Origin of the sequence: Citricoccus alkalitolerans, from assembly GCF_039528175.1 — a bacterium.
In the GTDB taxonomy this organism is placed as follows: domain Bacteria; phylum Actinomycetota; class Actinomycetes; order Actinomycetales; family Micrococcaceae; genus Citricoccus; species Citricoccus alkalitolerans.
In genome coordinates, this window is sequence record NZ_BAAALH010000002.1 from 1272132 (window position 1) to 1291001 (window position 18870).

Here is an 18870-nt window from a genome sequence, read left to right on the forward strand (position 1 = left end):
CGTGACTCTCAGCGGATCTCCCCCCGAGTGCGCGGCATTTGCCGCTGTTGCTTTGAGAAGAATGCAGCTACACCACCGGTCACGTACGAGACCTCAGCGGCGGGCGCTACTCCCGCATCAGCCGCTGGACTAGCTGCCCTGGTACTACTTCTGCGGGGCGGTCACGTCCGCCCCGTATGACCGGATGCCGTAATGCTGGGGCTGCGCCAGGGAGTACGACGGATCACGTCCTGGCCTCCAGGAGTCAGGACAAGAACACCCGGAACGCGCTGTCGGGGAGTCCGGATCCGACCCATCGACTGTTCGCGGCACTCCGGGTTTGGCCATCCAGCGACAGCCGCCATACCGCATCGCGGAACAGGTCCAGTCCTGGATCCTTTGGCAAGTCCGGTCCGCCCAAGCCAAACCACTTATCGAGCCATCCCATCGTCTAGTTCCACCCGCTGCAGTGAGCAGAGAAGCACCCCCACCCCATGCCCATAAGAGGAACCCCGCCGGACATACCCTCCGCTCACCTGGAGTAACAGCAACGAGCCATGCGAAGCGTGCAGTAGGACCCGTCCGGTGATCTGACCGGCTAGCGCGCGTTCTGTGACACATGCTTGGAGGGGTCTGTTAACCACAGGGTGCAACGTCGGCTGCTCCGATGACCATCGGCCACGGTGCATGGTGGTCAGCGGCCGAACCACAGACGGTTAGGGCCGCAGCGGCATCCAATCGGACAGGTTGGCGCGGGAGCCGGAGGCGATGACACTCCCGGAACCGACGGCGGTGTCCCAGTCTGTGAGCCCCGTGGCCAGTTCCAGCCAGGTCGCCGGATCCATCTCGATGACGTTCGGGGGAGTGCCGCGCGTGTGGCGCGGGCCCTCGACGCACTGGCAGACCCCGAACGGGGGGACCCGGACTTCGACAGAGTTCCCCGGGGCCCGGGTGGCCAGCTCCTCCAGGGTGTAGCGGACGGCGGTGGCCCGGGTACTGCGGGGCAGGGCGGCGGCGGCCTCCGCCCCGTCCTTCCCGTCCGCTCCGGCCGAGCGGGCGCGGGACCAGGACTCGAGGGCGGTGCGGCCGTCGTCGTCAGAGATGCGGCGCTTGACGGTCATGACTGCTGGCGTGCCGTTCAGTCCAGCAGGGCCAGGACGGGGCGGGCCAGCTGGACCCGGCCGACGGGCTTGCCGCGGCCGAGGATCTTCGGGGCCACGGTGTCCAGAACGCCCGGCAGGGCCTCGAGGTCGATCTGTCCGGGGGCGAACTGGGCCAGCAGGACCAGGGCGACGAGGTTGCCGGCGCGCGTGCCGCCGTCGAGCGCCTTGACGGCCACTGTCGTGCCGTCCTGAGCGGCCATGACCATGACACCGTCCGCGCCGAGCTTGGCCAGCACCCCGAGTTCACGGATCACCACGGTGTTCGTGTTGGTCTCGCCGTGCACGGCCCACGGGTGCTCCAGCATGGCCGTGGCCACGGAGGCGGCATGCACCTCGGAGTCGAGGCGGTGCGGGGCCGCGGCGACCCTGCCGATGCTGCGGGCCAGACCGGTCAGGGACAGCACGGGGGCGGGGGCACCGCAGCCGTCCACGCCCCAGTGGGCCACCGGTTCGCCGCAGTACTCCTCGAGGACGGCGGCCACCTCGCGCTGGACGGGGTGGTCGAGGTCCAGATAGGTGCCCACGTCGTGCCCGCCGTGCTTGGCGGCGGAGAGGAAACCGGCGTGCTTGCCGGAGCAGTTGTAGGCCAGCGGGGTCTGGAGGGGACCGCCGGGGCCGGCGTCCCCGGCCATCTCGATGATCCCGGCAGGATCCGCGGGCCAGGCCGGCGGGCACTGCAGGAAGGACTCGTCCATGCCGGCGTAGGACAGGACGGTGGCGGCCGTCTGGCGGTGCCGGGCCGTCCCGCGGTGCGACCCGCACGCCAGGGCGATCTGTTCCTCGACCAGCCGGGCCCCGTGCCGCAGGGAGGCGATGGCCTGCAGCGGCTTGAGCGTGGAGCGCGGGTAGACCAGTGAGTCCGGGCTGCCGAGGGAGGCCAGCACCGAACCGTCCGGTGCCGTGACCACGGCCGAACCGATGGTGCGGGACTCGATGAACCCGTTGCGGACCACGTGGACCAGTTCCACGGCCTCGTCGACCGTGAAGGTGGCCGAGGGGCCTCGGGTGGGCTGGCGAATCTCGTGCTGGGCGGGATGCTGCTGCGGTGCGGGCATGCTCACTAGCTTGTCACTACTTCAGGCGTAGAGCACCCCGATTCAGGCGGAGAGCACTTCGAGCACCGGATCCGCGAGTTCGGCGCGGCCAACCGGCTTGCCGCGGCCTCATCCGTGCGCCAGCCCGGCCAGGGCCAACAGTGGGGCGCCGCCTCAGCGCCCGCGGCGGGTGGCCCACACGGTCACGGCGATGGCCCCGGCCAGGGAGACGACGAGGGAGACCACGGCAGCGCCCAGATCACCGCGTTCGAAGCCGAGCATCCGAGTGCCGAACCACATGATCACGGCGCAGGTCAGCCAGACGATCACGAAGGTGTAGACGGTGCGGAGAAGCGTGCCTGAATCCGCGGAGCCCCCGGAACCGGGGAGACGGGGAGCGCGGCCATACGGGTGGCCGTACTGCTGCTGCTCGTGCGCCTGCTGCTGCCGGTCCGGACTCTGTTCTTCGGGGCGGACACGGTGCTCCGGGAGGTGCCGGCCGTCGTCGGGCCCGGGGTTGTTGGACGTCATGGAGCCCATCGTACGGACCGGTGCGGCCGGACCGGGAACACCTGCGCGCACCCGGATGGCCCGGACGGTCTAGGCTTGGGCACCGTGAAGATCCTCGTCCTCGGCTCCGGCGGCCGCGAACACGCCATCATCCGCGCCCTGCAACTGGACCCTGAGGTCCAGGAGGTCAATGCGGCCCCTGGAAACGCAGGCATCGCCCTCGACGTCCCGGTGCACGCCGTGGATGCCACTGACACCACTGGGGTCACCGTCCTGGCCGGTGAGCTCAGCGCGGACCTGGTGGTCGTGGGTCCCGAGGCCCCGCTGGCTGCCGGGGTCTCCGACGCCCTGCGCCAGGCCGGGTTCACCGTCTTCGGTCCCTCCAAGGCCGCCGCCGAGCTCGAGGCCTCCAAATCCTTCGCGAAGGACGTCATGGCCCAGGCCGGCGTCCCCACCGCCGCCGCCCACACCTGCTCCACGGTCGCGGAGGCCGAGGCCGCCCTGGACGCGTTCGGCGCCCCCTACGTGGTCAAGGACGACGGGCTGGCCGCCGGCAAGGGCGTGGTGGTCACCCCGGACCGTGCCGAGGCCCTCGACCACGCCCGGTCCTGCTTCGACGTCAAGGGCACCGTGGTGATCGAGGAGTTCCTGGACGGCCCCGAGGTCTCCCTCTTCGTCATCTCCGACGGAACCAACGCCGTCCCCCTCGTCCCGGCGCAGGACTTCAAGCGCATCGGCGACGGCGACGCCGGCCCGAACACCGGGGGCATGGGCGCCTACACCCCGCTGGACTGGCTGCCGGAGGGCTTCGTGGACGAGGTCATGGAGGCCGTGGCCCGCCCCGTCATCGCCACCATGGCCGACCGCGGCACCCCCTTCGCCGGCGTGCTGTACTGCGGCCTGGCCCTGACGAGCCGCGGCCTGCGCGTCATCGAGTTCAACGTGCGCTTCGGCGACCCGGAGACCCAGGCCGTGCTGGCCCGGCTGCGGACCCCGTTCGGCCGGTTCCTGATGGACGCCGCCACCGGCTGCCTGGCCGGGCTGCAGGAGCTGGACTGGTCGGACGACTACGCCGTGGACGTGGTGGTCGCAGCCGCCGGCTACCCCGAGTCCCCCCTCAAGGGTGGGACGCTGCAGGGCGTCGCCGAGGCGGATGCACTGGAAAACGTCTCGGTCCTGCACGCGGGCACATCATTGGCGGACGACGGCGGACTGGTCGCCTCGGGCGGCCGGGTGCTGGCCGTCGTCGGGCTCGGGGAAGACCTGGCCGTGGCGCGGGCCCGCGCCTATGCGGGGGTGGACCTGATCTCCCTGGAGGGATCGCAGCACCGCACCGACATCGGGCTCAAGGCCGAGCGCGGCGAGATCTCACTCCCGGACGGAAAGGCACGCTGATGACCGGATTCTCTCAAGGGTTCGACGCCCAGGCCGTGGAGCTGCCGGGCTGGCGGCACGCCTATTCGGGCAAGGTCCGGGACCTCTATGAGCCGGCCGAGGCGGCACCGGGGGAGTCTGCGAACCTCCTGGTGGTCGCCTCGGACCGGATCAGCGCCTACGACTTCGTGCTGGACACCGAGATCCCGGACAAGGGCGCCGTGCTGACCCAGCTCTCCCTGTGGTGGTTCGAGCAGCTGCAGGTGCCGCACCACGTGGTGTCCCTGGACGTGCCGGAGGCCGTGGCGGGGCGGGCCATGGTGTGCCAGCGGCTGGACATGTACGAGGTCGAGTGCATCGCCCGCGGCTACCTGACCGGCTCCGGGCTGGCCGAGTACCGGGAGTCCGGCACGGTCACCGGGATCGAGCTGCCGGAGGGGCTGGTGGACGGTTCGAAGCTGGACCCGGCGATCTTCACCCCGTCCGCCAAGGCGGACGTGGGCGAGCACGACGAGAACATCACGTTCGAGCAGATGGCCCGGCTGATCGGTGACACCCCCGCCCAACGGCTGCGCGAGCTGACCCTGGACGTGTACCGCCGGGCCGAGTCACTCGCCCGGGAACGCGGGATCATCCTGGCGGACACCAAGGTGGAATTCGGGTTGGATGCCACCGGGCGGATCGTGTTGGGGGACGAGGTCCTGACCCCGGACTCCTCACGGTTCTGGGATGCCGCCCAGTATGAGCCGGGCCGCGCCCAGCCCTCCTTCGACAAGCAGTTCGTCCGCGACTGGCTGACCGGACCGGACTCCGGCTGGGACCGGCACTCGGGTGAGGCGCCGCCGGCCCTGCCGGCCGACGTCGTGGCCAAGACCCGCGCCCGCTACATCGAGGCCTACGAGACCCTGACGGGCCAGACCTTCACGCCCTGACCATCCCCCCACCTGGGCTTTCAGTCGACCGAGAGTACGGGACGCGAGACGTCTAGTGGGTGATGGTCGTCTGCTGGTACAGGGTCATCCGGATACCTCCGTCGAGCAGCCGGTAATGGCTGGACATCAGGGCGGTGAACGGTTCCGGATCTCCGGCCCGCGAAGCCGTGGCCGTGTACACGAGTGCTGCTGCGCCCGTGCCGGTGGTGACCAACCGGGGGCCATCCAGGTGGTACTCGGACCACGGTGGGGCGTGGTCCAGGGTTGACGCCACGGTGTCCCGGTCCAGGACCATGCCGTTGACGAGCACCATGAGGGCGTCGTCAGTCATCAACTCCCCGTAGAAGGTGCCGCCCCGGGCGGAACACAGCGCATCCCACCCCCGGTGTTCCAGGGCCAGCAGGTCGTTGAGCGTCATCGTGGCCATGCCTTCAGGTTAGTGGCTCGGCGTCCGGGTGTCCTCGGGCCGTCTGGCCTGTTGCCATCGCGCCTGACTGAAAGCGTGGGGGAGGGTTCAGCCGACCAGAGAGTTCTTCCAGGCTGCGTGGAGCTCGGCGAAGCGGCCCCCGGCGGCGATCAGATCGGCGGGCGATCCGTCCTCGACGACCCGACCATCGTGCACCACGAGCACGCGGTCGGCGATCTCCACAGTGGACAGCCGGTGGGCGATGATCAGTGCGGTGCGGTCGCCCAGCAACCGGGTCAGTCCCTGTTGAACGAGCCGCTCGCTGGGCAGGTCCAGCGAGGAGGTGGCCTCGTCCAGGATGAGCACGGCCGGGTCGGCGAGGAATGCCCTCGCGAAGGAGACCAGCTGGCGTTGGCCGGCGGAGAGTCGCCCGCCGCGCTTGGTCACGTCCGTCTCGTAGCCTTCGGGCAGGGACAGGATGAACTCGTGGGCGCCCACGGCCCTCGCCGCGGCCTGGATCTCGGCATCCGAGGCATTCGGCCGGCCCAGGGCGATGTTCTCGGCCACGGAGCCGGAGAACAGGAACGCCTCCTGCGTGACCATGACCACGTTGCGCCGCAGATCGCTCGCGGAGAGCTGGTCCAGATCCACCCCGTCCAGCGTCAGGGACCCGGAGGAGAGGTCGTAGAACCGGGCGATCAGCTTCACCAGCGTGGACTTGCCGGCGCCGGTCTGGCCGACCACGGCCACCGTCTGGCCCGCGGGGATCGTCAGGTCGAAGCGTGGCAGGATCACCTGGCCGTCCCCATAGCCGAACTCGGCATCCGTGAACTCGATCCGGCCGGCGGCCTTCGGCAGGGGCACCGGCCGCTCTGCCTCCCGCACGGTGGGCGCCTCCTCCAGCAGCCCGGACACCTTCTCCAACGCGGCGGTGGCGGACTGGAAGGAGGAGTAGAACATGGCGACCTGTTCCATCGGCTGGAAAACGCGCTTGCCGGCCAGCAGCAGCGCCACGAGCACGCCCACGGCCAAGGTGCCGTCCAGCACCCGGAACCCGCCGAAGAGCAGCATGGCCACCACGGTCAGGTTCCCGGTGATCACTAGGGTCGGCTGCAGGATGCCGAAGAGGTTCAGGGACTTCAGCATGTCATCGCGGTACTTGCCGGCCAGCGTCTCGTACGTGCGGTCGTTGGCGCGTTCCTTGCGGAAGGCCTGCACGGCGCGGATGCCGGTCATGGTCTCCACGAAGTTGACGATCATCCGGGCGGAGGACACCCGCGACTCCCGGTAGACCGCCTCCGACCGCACCTGGTACCAGCGCACCGCGATCGCCACCGGGATGAACGCCACCATCAGGATCAGCGCCGAACGCCAGTCGAGGACGACGATCGAGATGCCCGTGAACAGCATGAACATCAGGCCGGACACGAGCGAGGAGACGCCCTGGTCCAGCAGTTCACGCAACGAGTCCAGGTCCGAGGTCTGCCGGGAGATCACCCGCCCGGAGGTGTACTTCTCGTGGAACTCGAGGCTGAGCCGTTGCGTGTGCCGGAACACCCACACGCGCAGGTCCAGCAGCATGGCCTGGCTCACCCGGGCGGTCAACCACGTGTAGGTGCCCAGTAGCAGTCCCGCGGTCAACGCGGCTCCCACGTAGGTGCCCCCGACGGCGGCCACCACCGGTGCCGCTGAGCCCCCGGCCTCCAGCGTGGAGACGACCTGCGGCAACCCCCAGTCGATGCCCCACGCGATGATCAACGGGAACGACGCGCGGGCCGCATTCGAGATCACCACGAGCACAGCCGTCAGGATGAGCTTCCATATCACCGGCCGGGCCAGATCCCTGAGCAGGGCCCAGGATCGTGCCCTGACATACCTCCGTTCCTGGACGCTGAGGTCCAGACGCTCCTCGCCCTGGGTGCCCAACAGCGTCGGGTCGGGCCGCTGGACCTCCCCGGGGGCGGAGGGGTTGACCGTCGGGCGGCGGCGGCGCTGAGTTCGGTCCGCGCGGCTCATGGTCGGTCTCCTTCACTGCCATTGCGACTGTCAGTGCCGATGTCGGACGCTTCGTCCACGGTGATCACCGGCGTCATCCCGGTGATCACCCCGGAGTCCATGACGGATTCTATGGACTTGTCCTCCTCGAGGCTGGAGATGATGAAGCGGTATCCCGCCGACCGGCCCAGGAGCTCGGCGTGCGTGCCGACATCCTGGATCGCCCCGTCTCGGAGCACCGCCACGCGGTCGGCGAGGGCCACAGTGGAGGGCCGGTGGGCCACGATCAGAGTGGTGGTCCCGGTGAGGATGGTGCGCAACCGCTGGGTGACCACCTCCTCGGTGCGGACGTCCAGCGCGGACAACGGGTCGTCCAAAACGAGGATCTCCGGTTGCGCGGCGATGGCCCGGGCCAGGGCGATGCGCTGGCGCTGCCCACCGGACAGGCTCAGCCCCTCCTCCCCGATCTGGGTGTCCACGCCCTCGGGCATGGAATAGGCGAACTGGGCCTGGGCTGTGTCCAGGGCCAGCTCCAGCAGGTCCTCGGCGGCCTGCGGATCGGCAGCATCCCGGCCGGCGATCTCGGCCGGGGCCCCGAGTAGCACGTTGTTGCGGATCGAGTCGGAGAACAGGGTCGCGTCCTCGAAGGCGATGGCCACCGTGCGCCGCAGGTCCACCAGCGCGTAGTCCCTGACGTCCACTCCGTTCACCAGCACCCGCCCGGAGGTGGCGTCATAGAGCCGGGGGACCATCTGGACGAGGGTCGACTTGCCGGATCCGGTCAGCCCGACCAGGGCCATCGTCTCGCCGGGTTCCAGGTGCAAGGTCACGTCCCGCAGAATCGGCTCCGAATCCGCGGTGGCATCCGGGTAGCGGAAGCCGACCCCCTCGAAGGCGAGGCTTGAGCCGGATCCAGATCTCGCGCCTGACTCGGTACCGAATGTGGCAGCGGCACCGTCGGCCGGATCCGCGATGTCCACGGCGGTGTCCATGACCTCGAAGTGTCGGTCGATCGCGGTCTTCGCGGACAGGGACATGCCCATGAGCTGACCGACGGATTCAACGGGGCCGGCGAGCACCGCCGTCGTGGCGAAGAAGCCGGCGAGGGCACCCACAGTGAGCTCCCCGGTGGCGACGAGGTAGACGCCGGCAGCCAGTGAGATGCCGATGACGGTCTCCGGCAGGGCGACGATCAGGGCGATGAACTGGGAGAGCACCGTGGCCTTGCGGACCTCCGTGCCGCGCAGCGTGTCCGCCTGACCGCGGAATCCCTCCAGCGCCTCCCCGCCCCGTCCGAAGGCCTTGAGCACGCGGATGCCGTGGACGGATTCCTCCACGGTGGTGGCGAGGTCACCGGCCTGGTCCTGGGAGAGGCGGGACGCGCTCCGGAAGTCGTTGCGGAAGTGGAATGAGCGCCACATGATCGGCACGGCTCCGGCCAGGTAGATCAACCCGAGGATCCAGGATGAGTTGAGCAGCAGCACGATGCCGACCACGATCGTGACGATCGAGACCACGAACATCACCGTGCCGAAGGCGATCCAACGGCGCAGCAGGGACAGGTCTCCGACCGAGCGGGAGAGCAGCTGTCCCGAGGGCCAGGAGTCATGGAAGGAGACCGGCAGCCGCTGCAGCCGGGTGAACAGGGCGATGCGGGCGCGGTTCTCCACCCCGGCGGCGGGCGGCAGGATGAAGAAGCGGCGGCCGAAGATCAGCAGTCCCTCGGCGATGCCCAGTCCGGCCATGAGCCAGACGGCGCCCCACACGTCCGCGGTGGACCCTCCGGGACGCAACACGGAGTTCACCAGTTGCTGGATGACCTGCGGGATGGACAGGGCGACCAGTCCGGCCAGCATGGCCGAGACGAGCCCGGCGACCCAGCGCCAGCGGATCCCGTCCAGATAGGGGGAGAGGCGGCGGATGGCCTCGAGCATGGACTGCTCCCGGTTGCCAGGGCCACCTCCATCTGGCCGACCCCGCCGGGCCGGCGCGCCACGCGGTGAATCGGTGCGGGCAGGCGTGGACAAGGCGACCCCTCCAGATGTCGAACACGTGGCCGGCACCAAGGGATGCGGCGATCCACCATCCTACGGTCGCCGGCGGCGATCTGAAAGATCCCTTTGAAGGATCGGGACCGACTGAACCCGAAGGGTGGGTCAGGCGGGGGAGACCACGTCCAGCACGACGGCCTCGGGGCGGCAGGCGAAGCGGATGGGGGCCTTGGGTGAGGTGCCGATGCCGGCGGACACCTCGAGGGGTATGGCCCGCCCGCCGGAGGACCACTCGGTCAGGCCGGAGGCCTGCCAGGTGGGCAGGTCGCAATTGGTCACGAGCGCGCCGTACCCGGGCACGCAGATCTGACCCCCATGGGTGTGGCCGGCCAGGATCACGTCAGCGCCGCCCTCGGTCATGGCATCCAGCACCCGGCGGTAGGGCGCGTGCGTGACGCCGATCCGCAGGGAGCGGGCTGGCCCGGAGCCAGCCCCAGGAAAGCCGGGCCACACGTCCCGGCCCAGGTGCGGGTCGTCGGTGCCGGCGAAGTCCAGTCGGATCCTGTTGAGCACCCGGGAGATGTGCTGGTTGGACAGGTTGAGCCAGCCCCGGGCCTCGAAGGCATCGAACAACTCCTCCCACGGTAGCTCGGTTCGGTCAGGGTCCTGCCGGGACGGACCGGCCAGGTAGCGCAGCGGGTTGGCCGGCTTCGGCGCGTAGTAGTCGTTGGAGCCCGGGACGAAGACTCCGGGCACGTCCAGCAGTGGATCCAGGGCCCGGAGCAGTGGCGCCACGGACGCGGCCGCGCCGATGTTGTCACCGGTGTTGACCACCAGGTCCGGCTTCAGGTCGGCTAGGCCGGACAGCCAGTCGAGCTTGTCCTGCTGGGATGGGATGAGGTGGATGTCCGAGAGGTGGAGGATCCGGAACGGGCTCGCGCCCGGCGGCAGAATGCGCAGCCGCTCGGTGCGCACCGCGAAGTTGCGGGCCTCCACGAGCGCACCCCAGGCCACCATGCCGGCACCGGTGGCGGCTACGGCACCGGTGCCCATCACCGCCGTCTTCGCGGCCGAGACCCACCGTGCCCGACGCCGGCTGGCCGCCTGGCGAGCTGCCCTCACCTGTGCTTTTCCCACGGGGCTCAGTCCTCGGTCGAGACGACGGTGCTGCGGTCGTAGTACGGCTGGGGTCCAGGGCGCCTGTCGACCCGGATGGTTTCTCCGCCCTCGCGGGAGCCCATGGTCCGGGGATCGGAGGCCGGGCCGTCATAGGCCGTGAACTGGTCCGTGGGGTAGGCCTCGGCCACCGTCCCCATGTAGTCGGCCCACATCGGTCCGGCGATGATGGAGCCCCACACATCGTCGTAGGTCACGCCTCCGATGGTCTCGCCCTCCAGGGAGTCCAGGTCCCGGAAGTTGCCCACCCAGGAGGCGGTGGTCAGGCCGGTGGTGCTGCCGATGAACCAGGTGGAGGACGAGGAGTTGTTCGTTCCGGTCTTGCCGGCGATCGGGAAGGTGATGTCCTGGGCGATGCGCTCTGAGGCGATGGCCTTGAGCGTGTTGTTCAGTTCCGCGACGTGCTGGGTGTCCGCGACCTTCTCGCAGGACACCGGCGGTATCTGGTACGAGTTGCCGCGGGTGTCCGTCACCTCGCTGATGACGCGGGGCTCACAGTAGTTGCCGTCGTCCGCGAAGGTCGCGTAGGCGGCGGCCATCATCAGGGGGGAGACCTCTTCCGAGCCCAGGACGAAGGACGGGTTCAGCGGGTTGATGGTCTCACCGGTACCGGCATTCTGGATGCCCACGCGGCCCATCAGGTCCGTGATCCCGCAAAGGTCCTGGGCGTAGGCGGCGGCCACCGTGGCCGTGTTGATGGACCAGTACAGCCCATAGTCGGCACGCATGGGCTTGTTCATGTCCGCAATGGCGTTGCGGACAGTCCAGGCGGGGCGGTCCAGCAGCAGGGGAATGGTCCCGGACTGACCGCAGGACCCCTGGAACTGCGTGCGGTTCGGGTAGGTGTTGGTTCGGGCATCGAGTGTGTCCGTCATCGAGTTCCCGGCTTCGATCCAGGACAGGAAGGTGAAGGGCTTCATCGTGGAGCCGGCCTGGAAGCCCGCACCGCCGCCCATGGGGCGATCAACGCTGAAGTTGATGGTGGTGTTCTGGTCGCCCTCGGCGGCCGGATCATAGGTGGTGTTCTGGGCCATCGCCCGGACGTTGCCGGTGCCCGGCTCCACCGTGACGAGGGAGGCGCCCACGGCGTCGTTCTCGCCGAACTCGGTGTACGGGGCGTTCTCCCGCGCGGCTCGTTCAGCCTCCTGCTGGAGGCTGGTGTCCAGGGTGGTGGTGATCTGCAGACCGCCACGGTCCAGCAGGCGCTGACGCGACTCGGCGTCCGGACCGAAGGCCTCGGACGTCAGGATGGTGCGCTGGACGTAGTCGCAGAAGTAGTTGCCGTAGTCGGCGGACATGCAACCGGAGGCCAGGGGGGTGACATCCAGGCCAAGATCGGACGCCACGGCCTCGTCGTATTCCGCCTGGGTGATGGCCTCGTTGCCCAGCATGGCCCCGAGCACGGTGTTGCGGCGCTCGGTGGCGCCCTCCGGGTTGTTGACCGGGTTGTATCCGTTGGGGGACTGCACCATGCCAGCGAGCATGGCGGACTCCGGAACGGTCAGTTCCGCGGCGGTCTTGTTGAAGAAGTAGCGTGCGGCGGCCTCAACGCCGTACACGCGGCCGGAGAAGAGCACGATGTTGAGGTAGCCCTCGAGAATCTCGTCCTTGGACATCTCCTTCTCAACGGCCACGGCGAGCTTCATCTCGCGCAGCTTGTCCGCCACGGTCTTGGTGCCGGAGATCGTGGTGCGCTCGTTGTTCAGGTATTGCGCGTTGACCAGCACGTTGTTCACGTACTGCTGCGTGATGGTGGAGGCGCCCTGGGTCGAGTCAGAGGTGGCGTTGTTGATCAGGGCGCGGGTCAGGCCGCGGGGATCCACGCCGCCGTGCTCGTAGAATCGCTCGTCCTCGATCGAGATGATGGCGTCCTGCATGTTCTGGGAGATCTGGTCCAATTCGACCGGGACGCGGTTCTCGGCGTAGAAGGTGGCCAGAACGTTGCCGTCCTTGTCCAGCACGCGGGAGGGCACCGAGAGCGGTTCCTCCTTCAACTCGGCGGGCAGCTGGTCCAGCATCTCCCCGCCGGCCGTGGCCGTGGCTCCGCCCACGGCGGCCATCGGCAGCATGAGACCGGCCGCAAGCACGCCACACAGCGCACTGACACCGAGGAAGGCGACGATCTTGCCCAGCGTGGTGGCAGTGTCGAAGAAGGGGGACTTGCGATTGGCCATGGTCACGATTCTACCGGCCGAATCATCGACCGTGACGGACCTCGGGTACGGGCATTCCTGCGGCTAGGGTGGTCCCATGACAACCTGGGAATACCTCATCACGCCGCTGCCCCTCCACACGCCCAAGCAGGTGCTGGACATGCATGGTTCCGAGGGGTGGGAATTAGTCTCCATCGTCACCGGTCCCGAGGGTGGATCCGTGGCCTACCTGAAGCGGCCGAAGCAGTGAACGGGCCGGCTTCCACCGACGCCGTCGCCGCCGGGATCGTCGAGGCACGCCTGGCCGAACTCGGCCTGACCCTTCCGCCGGTGGCGGCCCCCGTGGCCGCCTATGTCCCGGCTGTCATCGAGGGGAACCTGGTGCACACCTCCGGCCAGTTGCCGTTCCAGGGCGGCCAGTTGCCGGCCACCGGCAAGGTCGGCGCCGAGGTGGAGCTGGAGGAAGCCGCCGAGCTGGCGGCTGTCTGCGCGGTCAATGCCCTCGCGGCCGTCAAATCCGTCATCGGGGACCTCGACCGCATCGAACAGGTCGTCAAGGTCGTCGGCTTCGTCTCCTCCGATCCGTCCTTCACGGCCCAGCCCCAGGTCGTCAATGGCGCCTCGGAGCTGCTGGGCCGCGTCTTCGGCGACGCCGGCATCCACGCCCGCTCCGCCGTCGGGGTGGCCGTGCTGCCGCTGGACTCGCCGGTCGAGGTCGAGATGACCGTCCGGTTCCGCTGAGGGCGCCTGCCCCGCGCCGCACCATGGCCTCCTCACCCGCCTCTGCACGGACGACCGCTCCGCGGACCGGGCTGGCCGTCGGCCACGGCCCGGTCCGCCGCCCCGAGCGCGCCCTGGTGCCCCGGCTCTTCGAGTTGCCGGAGGACCAGTACGTGGCCGCTCGCAGCTGGTGGGTGCACGGAGAGCGGCGGCCGCGGGCCGCGCGTCGTGCCTCCTCCGTGGCCGTGGTCCGAGACGGGCTGAACGGGGTGGAGACCCTGCTGCGCTACCGGCCCGGGCCCACTCCGCTGGGATCGGTGGCGTTCCCGGGAGGCTCCCTCGATTCCGCTGACGAGGACGACTGCCCGTGGTTCGGCCCGGCTCCGGCCCAGTGGTCCCGGGTGCTCGGGGTGGACGACCACCGCCTGGCCCGCCGGCACCTGGCCGGGGCGATCCGTGAGCTGTTCGAGGAGACCGGGATCCTGTTGGCCGGGCCGGACGCGCACGCCGTGGTCACGAATCCCGGTGGTGGCGAGTGGATGCAGGCCCGCGTGGCCCTCGACCGTCAGGAGCTCTCCCTCCCTGACCTGGTGAATCGCCGCGGTTTCGGCTTGCGCACCGACTTGCTGCGCGCCGTCGGGCGGTGGCACAGTCCGTATTTCTCCCACCGCCGCTTCGATACCCAGTACTTCGCGGTGGCCGTTCCGCACGGCCAGGACACCTCCCTGATGGAGGGCAAGGGCGTCTGGTCGGCGTGGGTGCCGGCCCGGTGGGTGGTGGCCGGGCGGAACAGCACCGTGCTGGGAGATGCGATCGGCCAGCAGGAGACCGTGGGCCGGACGCTGGGACGCCTGACGGTGCCGGCGGTGGAGCTGCTGCTCGAGCGGATGGCCGCGGCGGGATCCACGGTGGAGTTCCTCATGGACCTCACCATCCGCGGCGGCGTGCCAGAGTTCACGCCGGAGCTGCACGGCAGCCCGGTGGGCGGAGCAGTATCGGATGCGCCGGGGAAAGTAGCCGACGGCGGTGGGTTCAGCCTATCCGTCGACCTGCCGGGCGGCCGGTGGGCCCGCGCCTGACCCTTGGTGGACGCTCGCTGCAGGACCGCTGGAGAACTGCTGGAGTTCTCCGGGCATCAGTTCTCCGGGCTTCAGAAACGACTCGAGGGGCCGCAATGGCGGCCCCTCGAGGTCAGTGGCTCAGCAGAGCTTCAACCGCAGTTCGATTCCGGTTGGGGTGACTAGCGCGAGCGCTGGCGCAGGCGCTGCAGGTCCAGGACCACGACCGCACGGTTCTCCAGACGGATCCATCCGCGCTGGACGAACTCGGCCAAGGCCTTGTTGACGGTCTCGCGGGAGGCGCCAACCAGCTGGGCCAGCTCTTCCTGGGTGAGATCGTGGGCCACGAGCAGGCCGTCGTTGGCCGGACGGCCGAAACGGTCCGCCAGGTCCAGCAGGGCCTTGGCCACACGGCCGGGCACATCGGAGAAGACCAGGTCAGCCAGGGACTCGTTGGTCTTGGACAGGCGCTGGGCCAGGGCCCGCAGCAACTGCATGGAGACCTCAGGGGTGGACTGGATGACCTTCCGCAGATTGTCGTGGCGCAATCCGGCCAGGCGGGCAGCGGACACGGCCGTTGCGGTAGCGGTGCGCGGGGCGGGGTTGAACAGCGCCATCTCGCCGAAGACCTCCCCCGGTCCGAGGATGGCCAGCAGGTTCTCCCGGCCGTCCGGGGCGGTGCGGCCCAGCTTGATCTTGCCGGACATGATGACATACAGCTGATCGCCCTGGTCACCCTCATGGAATGCAGAGGCGCCGCGAGAGAGCTCTACCTCGGTCAGCTCGGAGGTCAGTGCAGAAAAGACCTCGTCATCCAAGTTGGTGAACAGCGGGGCCTTGCGCAGTACCTCGAGATCCATGTGTCCTTCGTCCTCACTGTCGACTGGCATGCCGGACATCTACGACATGCGGGGAGTGTGTGTGATCCATTCTGCCCCATCTGCGGCAATGGTAACGGTAAAGTGGGAGGCTACGCGTATACGGGGGCGGACGCAGGAAGAGAGACTCCTTGTTCTTGGGACTGACCGTGCTGGATTGGGTCCTGATCGTCGTCCTGTTCGTGTTCCTGATGGCCGGCTACCGCCGCGGCTTCCTGGTGACCCTCGGGACCATGGTCGGACTGGTGGCCGGGGCCCTCGCCGCGTTCTTCTCCATCCCGCTGGTCTCCACCTGGATCACCGAACCCGGCTGGCGCATCCTCGCCATCGTGGCCGCTGCGCTGGTCCTGGTGTTGCTCGGCCAGGGGATCGGTGCCGCCCTGGGGCGCGCCATCCGCCTCCGCATGGCGCTGCCGGGACTGCGGACGGTGGACCGGCTCGGCGGTGCCGTGGCCAACACCGCGGTGGCCGCTGCGCTGATCTCCCTCGTGGCCTTCTCCGCGTCCTCCATGGGCCTGGCGCCGGTCACCTCGGCGATCTCCGAATCCCGGGTCATCACCACGATCAACGACGCGGCACCCGAGTCGGCCAAGTCATTGGTCGCCCGCGTGCGTGCCGCCGTCGCCGGGACAGACGTGGTGCCGGTGCTGCCCAAACCCGTGACCACTCAGACCCCGGCGGCCGCGGCATCCACCCCCGCACCAGGACAGGCGCTGCAGGAGGCGCGTGCCTCGGTGGTGCGCGTCTCCGGAACCGCCCTGGTGTGCGGGCAGAACCAGACCGGATCCGGCTTCGCGGTGGCCCCCGACCGGGTGATCACCAACGCACACGTGGTGTCCGGCCTGACCGAGCCCGCGGTCGAGTCCGCGGACGGTCGCGTGCACGCCGGGCGCGTGGTGCACTTCGACGCGGCACGGGACGTGGCCGTCATCGCCGTGGACGGGGCTGACCTGCCGCCCCTGGACGTGGGTGCCGAGCTGGCGGACCAGGAAGCGGGCTACATCATGGGCTATCCCTCGGGCGGGCCCTTCCAGATGGACCCGGCACTGGTGCAGGCCCGCGGTGAGGTGACCGTCAACAACGTCTACGGCGCCGAACCCGGCCTGCTGGACATCTACCAGCTGGAGGCCGATGTCCAGTTGGGAAGCTCCGGGGGTCCGCTGCTGACCGTGGACGGTGACGTGGCGGGAATCGTCTTCGCCCGCGCCACCGGGGACATCAAGGTGGGGTACGCCATCACCGGCGAAGAGGCCGAGCACGCGCTGACGGGGTCCGAGGAGATGGTGGACACGGTGTCCGCCGGCCAGTGCATCCAGGGGAACTGAGCGGGACTACGCCCGGGAACCTTCGGCTGACTAGTGTCAACCGGGGTCCACATCGTGCAAGAACCGCCCGACTGGTCTAACGTGGTCGCCATCACATTTTCGCACCGCACCGCCGACCCCCCGCCGTATCACCCTCAGAACGGCACCGGGCCGAGTGGGTTGGGTTACTGACCGGGAGGACCTCCGTGTCAACGCAGACCGCACTACCTCAGGGTGGCAAGGCGAGCCGCGAGCAATTCGCGACCCGCTGGGCCTTCATCTTCGCCGCCATCGGCTCCGCCGTGGGCCTGGGCAACATCTGGCGCTTCCCCTATGTCGCCTATGAGAACGGCGGCGGCGCCTTCATCGTCCCGTATCTGATCGCGCTGCTGACCGCAGGCATCCCGCTGCTGTTCTTCGATTACGCGATCGGCCACCGCTTCAAGGGCTCTCCGCCCCTGGCCTTCAAGCGGCTGAGCAAGTGGACGGAGTCCATCGGCTGGTGGCAGGTGCTGATCTGCTTCGTGATCGGCGTCTACTACGCGGCCATCATCGCCTACGCCGCGATGTACACGTGGTTCTCCTTCGGGGAACGCTGGGGGGAGGACCCGGAGGTCTTCTTCTTCGGCGAGTATCTGCAGGTGCCGGAGGGAGTGGCGCCCACCCTCGAGTTCGTCCCCGCGGTCTTCTGGCCGATGCTCGCGGTCTGGTTGATCCTGCTCGTGGTCCTCGGCGCCGGTGTCAAGAAGGGCATCGCGATGGCCTCGCTCATCGGCATCCCCGTGCTGGCCACCATGTTCATCATCCTGGTGATCGTGGCCCTGTTCCTCCCCGGTGCCCCTGAGGGCCTGAACGCGCTGTTCACCCCAAACTGGTCCGTGCTCACCGATCCGCAGGTGTGGATCGCCGCCTATGGCCAGATCTTCTTCTCCCTGTCCGTGGGCTTCGGCATCATGATCACCTATTCCTCGTACCTCAAGCGCCGCACCAACCTGACCGGTTCCGGGCTGATGGTCGGGTTCTCGAACTCGAGCTTCGAGGTGCTGGCCGGCATCGGCGTGTTCTCCGCTCTCGGGTTCATGGCCCAGGCCAACGGTGTGGCCGTCGCGGATGTGGTCACCAATGGCATCGGACTGGCGTTCATCGCCTTCCCGACGATCATCTCCCAGGCGCCCGCCGGGGCGCTGATCGGGGTGCTGTTCTTCGGTTCCCTGGTGTTCGCCGGTTTCACCTCGCTGATCTCCATCCTCGAAGTGGTGGTCTCCGCGGTCAAGGACAAGCTGGGCTGGAGCCGTGTGACCACGGTGACCGTCGTGGTGGGCGTTGCCGGGATCATCTCGCTGCTGCTGTTCAGCACGACGTCCGGTATCAACGTCCTGGACGTGACCGACGCCTTCGCCAACAGCTTCGGCATCGTCGGTGCGGCCCTGGTGGCGGTCGTGACGGTCTCGTGGGTGCTCCGCCGGCTGGACCGCATGGTCAGCCATCTCAACGCCGTCTCCTCGTTCCGCGTGGGCTGGATCTACAAGGCTCTCGTGGCCGTGGTCCTGCCGATCGTGCTGGCCTACATCTGGATCTCCGATGTGGTGCTCAAGGCCACCGAGGGCTACGGGGACCTCCCAGCCTGGTTCGTGGGCACCTTCGGCTGGGGCATGTCGATCGCGCTGGTCGTGGTGGCCGTCCTGTTGTCTCTGCTGCCCTGGTCCCAGAAGTCGGCCCTGCACAGCGAGCTGAATGACAACCTCGGCCCTGAGTCCGTCATCGGGGACGAGGGGCTGGTGGGGGCCACCACCGGAGACCGGACAGTGCGAGGAGGCCACGGCGGCCAGAGCGGCCAAGGCCGTCATGCCGACGCCCCCTCCCGCCCCCAGCATGCGGGCAGCGCTGAGCGACCGCACAGCCCGACCCATCCCGAGCACCCCGAGAAGGGAGTCTGACATGGACCCGATTGCCATCGTGTTCCTGATCATCGCCATCGTGGTGGTGTGGGGCGGCATGGCCGCTTCGCTCATCCACCTGTTGAAGAACCCGGACCATCTCTCCGGTGACGAGCCTGCGGTCGACCGGAGCTAGTCCGCGCAGCCACGTCCCGCTGTGTGGCTGTCTGCAGGACAGGACGGCTGGACACAGCAATGGTGCCGAGCCACCAGTGATGAACACTGTGGCCCGGCACCATTGCTGTGTCCGGAGCTGTTCC

Annotated in this window: 17 protein-coding genes; 8 read left to right on the forward strand and 9 right to left on the reverse strand. The window is 68.9% G+C overall.

Going from position 1 to position 18870, the window contains the following annotated elements:
• Window positions 1-695: 695 nt before the first annotated feature.
• From ABD134_RS11645 to ABD134_RS11655, 3 genes are all read right to left on the reverse strand, one after another.
• Entirely contained in the window at window positions 696-1100 is a 405-nt protein-coding gene (locus tag ABD134_RS11645) for a sterol carrier family protein (RefSeq protein ID WP_344229630.1), read from the reverse strand.
• A 17-nt stretch (window positions 1101-1117) separates the two neighbouring features.
• A complete protein-coding gene (locus tag ABD134_RS11650; RefSeq protein ID WP_344229632.1) occupies window positions 1118-2197 on the reverse strand; it encodes an asparaginase in 1080 nt (359 codons plus the stop codon).
• Between the two features lie 153 nt (window positions 2198-2350).
• Window positions 2351-2707, reverse strand: coding sequence for a hypothetical protein (locus ABD134_RS11655; RefSeq protein WP_344229634.1), 357 nt, complete (start codon window positions 2705-2707; stop codon window positions 2351-2353).
• A gap of 84 nt (window positions 2708-2791) precedes the next feature.
• Here ABD134_RS11655 and purD point away from each other — a divergent pair, with 84 nt between their 5' ends.
• Together purD and ABD134_RS11665 are read left to right on the forward strand one after the other, a co-directional pair.
• Window positions 2792-4081 carry a phosphoribosylamine--glycine ligase gene (gene purD, locus ABD134_RS11660; protein WP_344229636.1) on the forward strand — a complete coding sequence of 430 codons (1290 nt, stop codon included), beginning with the start codon at window positions 2792-2794 and terminating at the stop codon, window positions 4079-4081.
• On the forward strand, window positions 4081-4992 hold the full coding sequence (locus ABD134_RS11665) for a phosphoribosylaminoimidazolesuccinocarboxamide synthase (protein WP_344229638.1): 912 nt from the start codon (window positions 4081-4083) through the stop codon (window positions 4990-4992). The genes purD and ABD134_RS11665 overlap by 1 nt, the downstream gene beginning before the upstream one ends.
• A gap of 52 nt (window positions 4993-5044) precedes the next feature.
• Here ABD134_RS11665 and ABD134_RS11670 read toward each other — a convergent pair whose 3' ends face one another.
• The 5 genes from ABD134_RS11670 to ABD134_RS11690 all read right to left on the reverse strand — a co-directional run bounded on the left by ABD134_RS11670 (window position 5045) and on the right by ABD134_RS11690 (window position 12734).
• Window positions 5045-5419: a nuclear transport factor 2 family protein gene (locus ABD134_RS11670; protein WP_344229640.1), complete on the reverse strand. Its 375-nt coding sequence runs from the start codon at window positions 5417-5419 to the stop codon at window positions 5045-5047.
• An 87-nt stretch (window positions 5420-5506) separates the two neighbouring features.
• On the reverse strand, window positions 5507-7414 hold the full coding sequence (locus ABD134_RS11675) for an ABC transporter ATP-binding protein (protein ID WP_344229642.1): 1908 nt from the start codon (window positions 7412-7414) through the stop codon (window positions 5507-5509).
• Entirely contained in the window at window positions 7411-9327 is a 1917-nt protein-coding gene (locus tag ABD134_RS11680; RefSeq protein WP_344229644.1) for an ABC transporter ATP-binding protein, read from the reverse strand. Before ABD134_RS11680 ends, ABD134_RS11675 begins: the two co-directional genes overlap by 4 nt.
• Window positions 9328-9549: 222 nt before the next feature.
• A complete protein-coding gene (locus ABD134_RS11685) occupies window positions 9550-10437 on the reverse strand; it encodes a metallophosphoesterase (protein WP_344230875.1) in 888 nt (295 codons plus the stop codon).
• Between the two features lie 89 nt (window positions 10438-10526).
• Window positions 10527-12734 (reverse strand): transglycosylase domain-containing protein, encoded by a 2208-nt coding sequence (locus ABD134_RS11690; RefSeq protein ID WP_344229646.1) that lies wholly within the window; start codon window positions 12732-12734, stop codon window positions 10527-10529.
• Window positions 12735-12810: 76 nt separating this feature from the next.
• Between ABD134_RS11690 and sp36 the strand changes: the two genes are divergently transcribed.
• The 3 genes from sp36 to ABD134_RS11705 are packed head-to-tail and all read left to right on the forward strand — an operon-like array spanning window position 12811 to window position 14512.
• On the forward strand, window positions 12811-12963 hold the full coding sequence (gene sp36, locus ABD134_RS11695; RefSeq protein WP_188805902.1) for a Sp36 family protein: 153 nt from the start codon (window positions 12811-12813) through the stop codon (window positions 12961-12963).
• Complete coding sequence (locus ABD134_RS11700) at window positions 12960-13454, forward strand: RidA family protein (protein WP_344229651.1); 495 nt, start codon at window positions 12960-12962, stop codon at window positions 13452-13454. Before sp36 ends, ABD134_RS11700 begins: the two co-directional genes overlap by 4 nt.
• 23 nt (window positions 13455-13477) lie before the next feature.
• On the forward strand, window positions 13478-14512 hold the full coding sequence (locus ABD134_RS11705) for an NUDIX hydrolase (RefSeq protein ID WP_344229653.1): 1035 nt from the start codon (window positions 13478-13480) through the stop codon (window positions 14510-14512).
• Window positions 14513-14673: 161 nt separating this feature from the next.
• Here the strand turns inward: ABD134_RS11705 and ABD134_RS11710 are convergent, their stop codons facing one another.
• The gene (locus ABD134_RS11710; protein ID WP_115933361.1) at window positions 14674-15351 is read right to left on the reverse strand and encodes a Crp/Fnr family transcriptional regulator; all 678 of its coding nucleotides are present in this window, start codon (window positions 15349-15351) and stop codon (window positions 14674-14676) included.
• Window positions 15352-15500: 149 nt separating this feature from the next.
• Between ABD134_RS11710 and ABD134_RS11715 the strand changes: the two genes are divergently transcribed.
• The 3 genes from ABD134_RS11715 (at window position 15501) to ABD134_RS11725 (ending at window position 18746) form a co-directional block, all read left to right on the forward strand.
• Window positions 15501-16694 (forward strand): MarP family serine protease, encoded by a 1194-nt coding sequence (locus ABD134_RS11715; protein WP_344229656.1) that lies wholly within the window; start codon window positions 15501-15503, stop codon window positions 16692-16694.
• Window positions 16695-16879: 185 nt separating this feature from the next.
• Window positions 16880-18610, forward strand: coding sequence for a sodium-dependent transporter (locus ABD134_RS11720; protein WP_344229658.1), 1731 nt, complete (start codon window positions 16880-16882; stop codon window positions 18608-18610).
• Between the two features lies 1 nt (window position 18611).
• Complete coding sequence (locus ABD134_RS11725) at window positions 18612-18746, forward strand: methionine/alanine import family NSS transporter small subunit (RefSeq protein WP_344229660.1); 135 nt, start codon at window positions 18612-18614, stop codon at window positions 18744-18746.
• The last annotated feature ends 124 nt before the right edge of the window (window positions 18747-18870 follow it).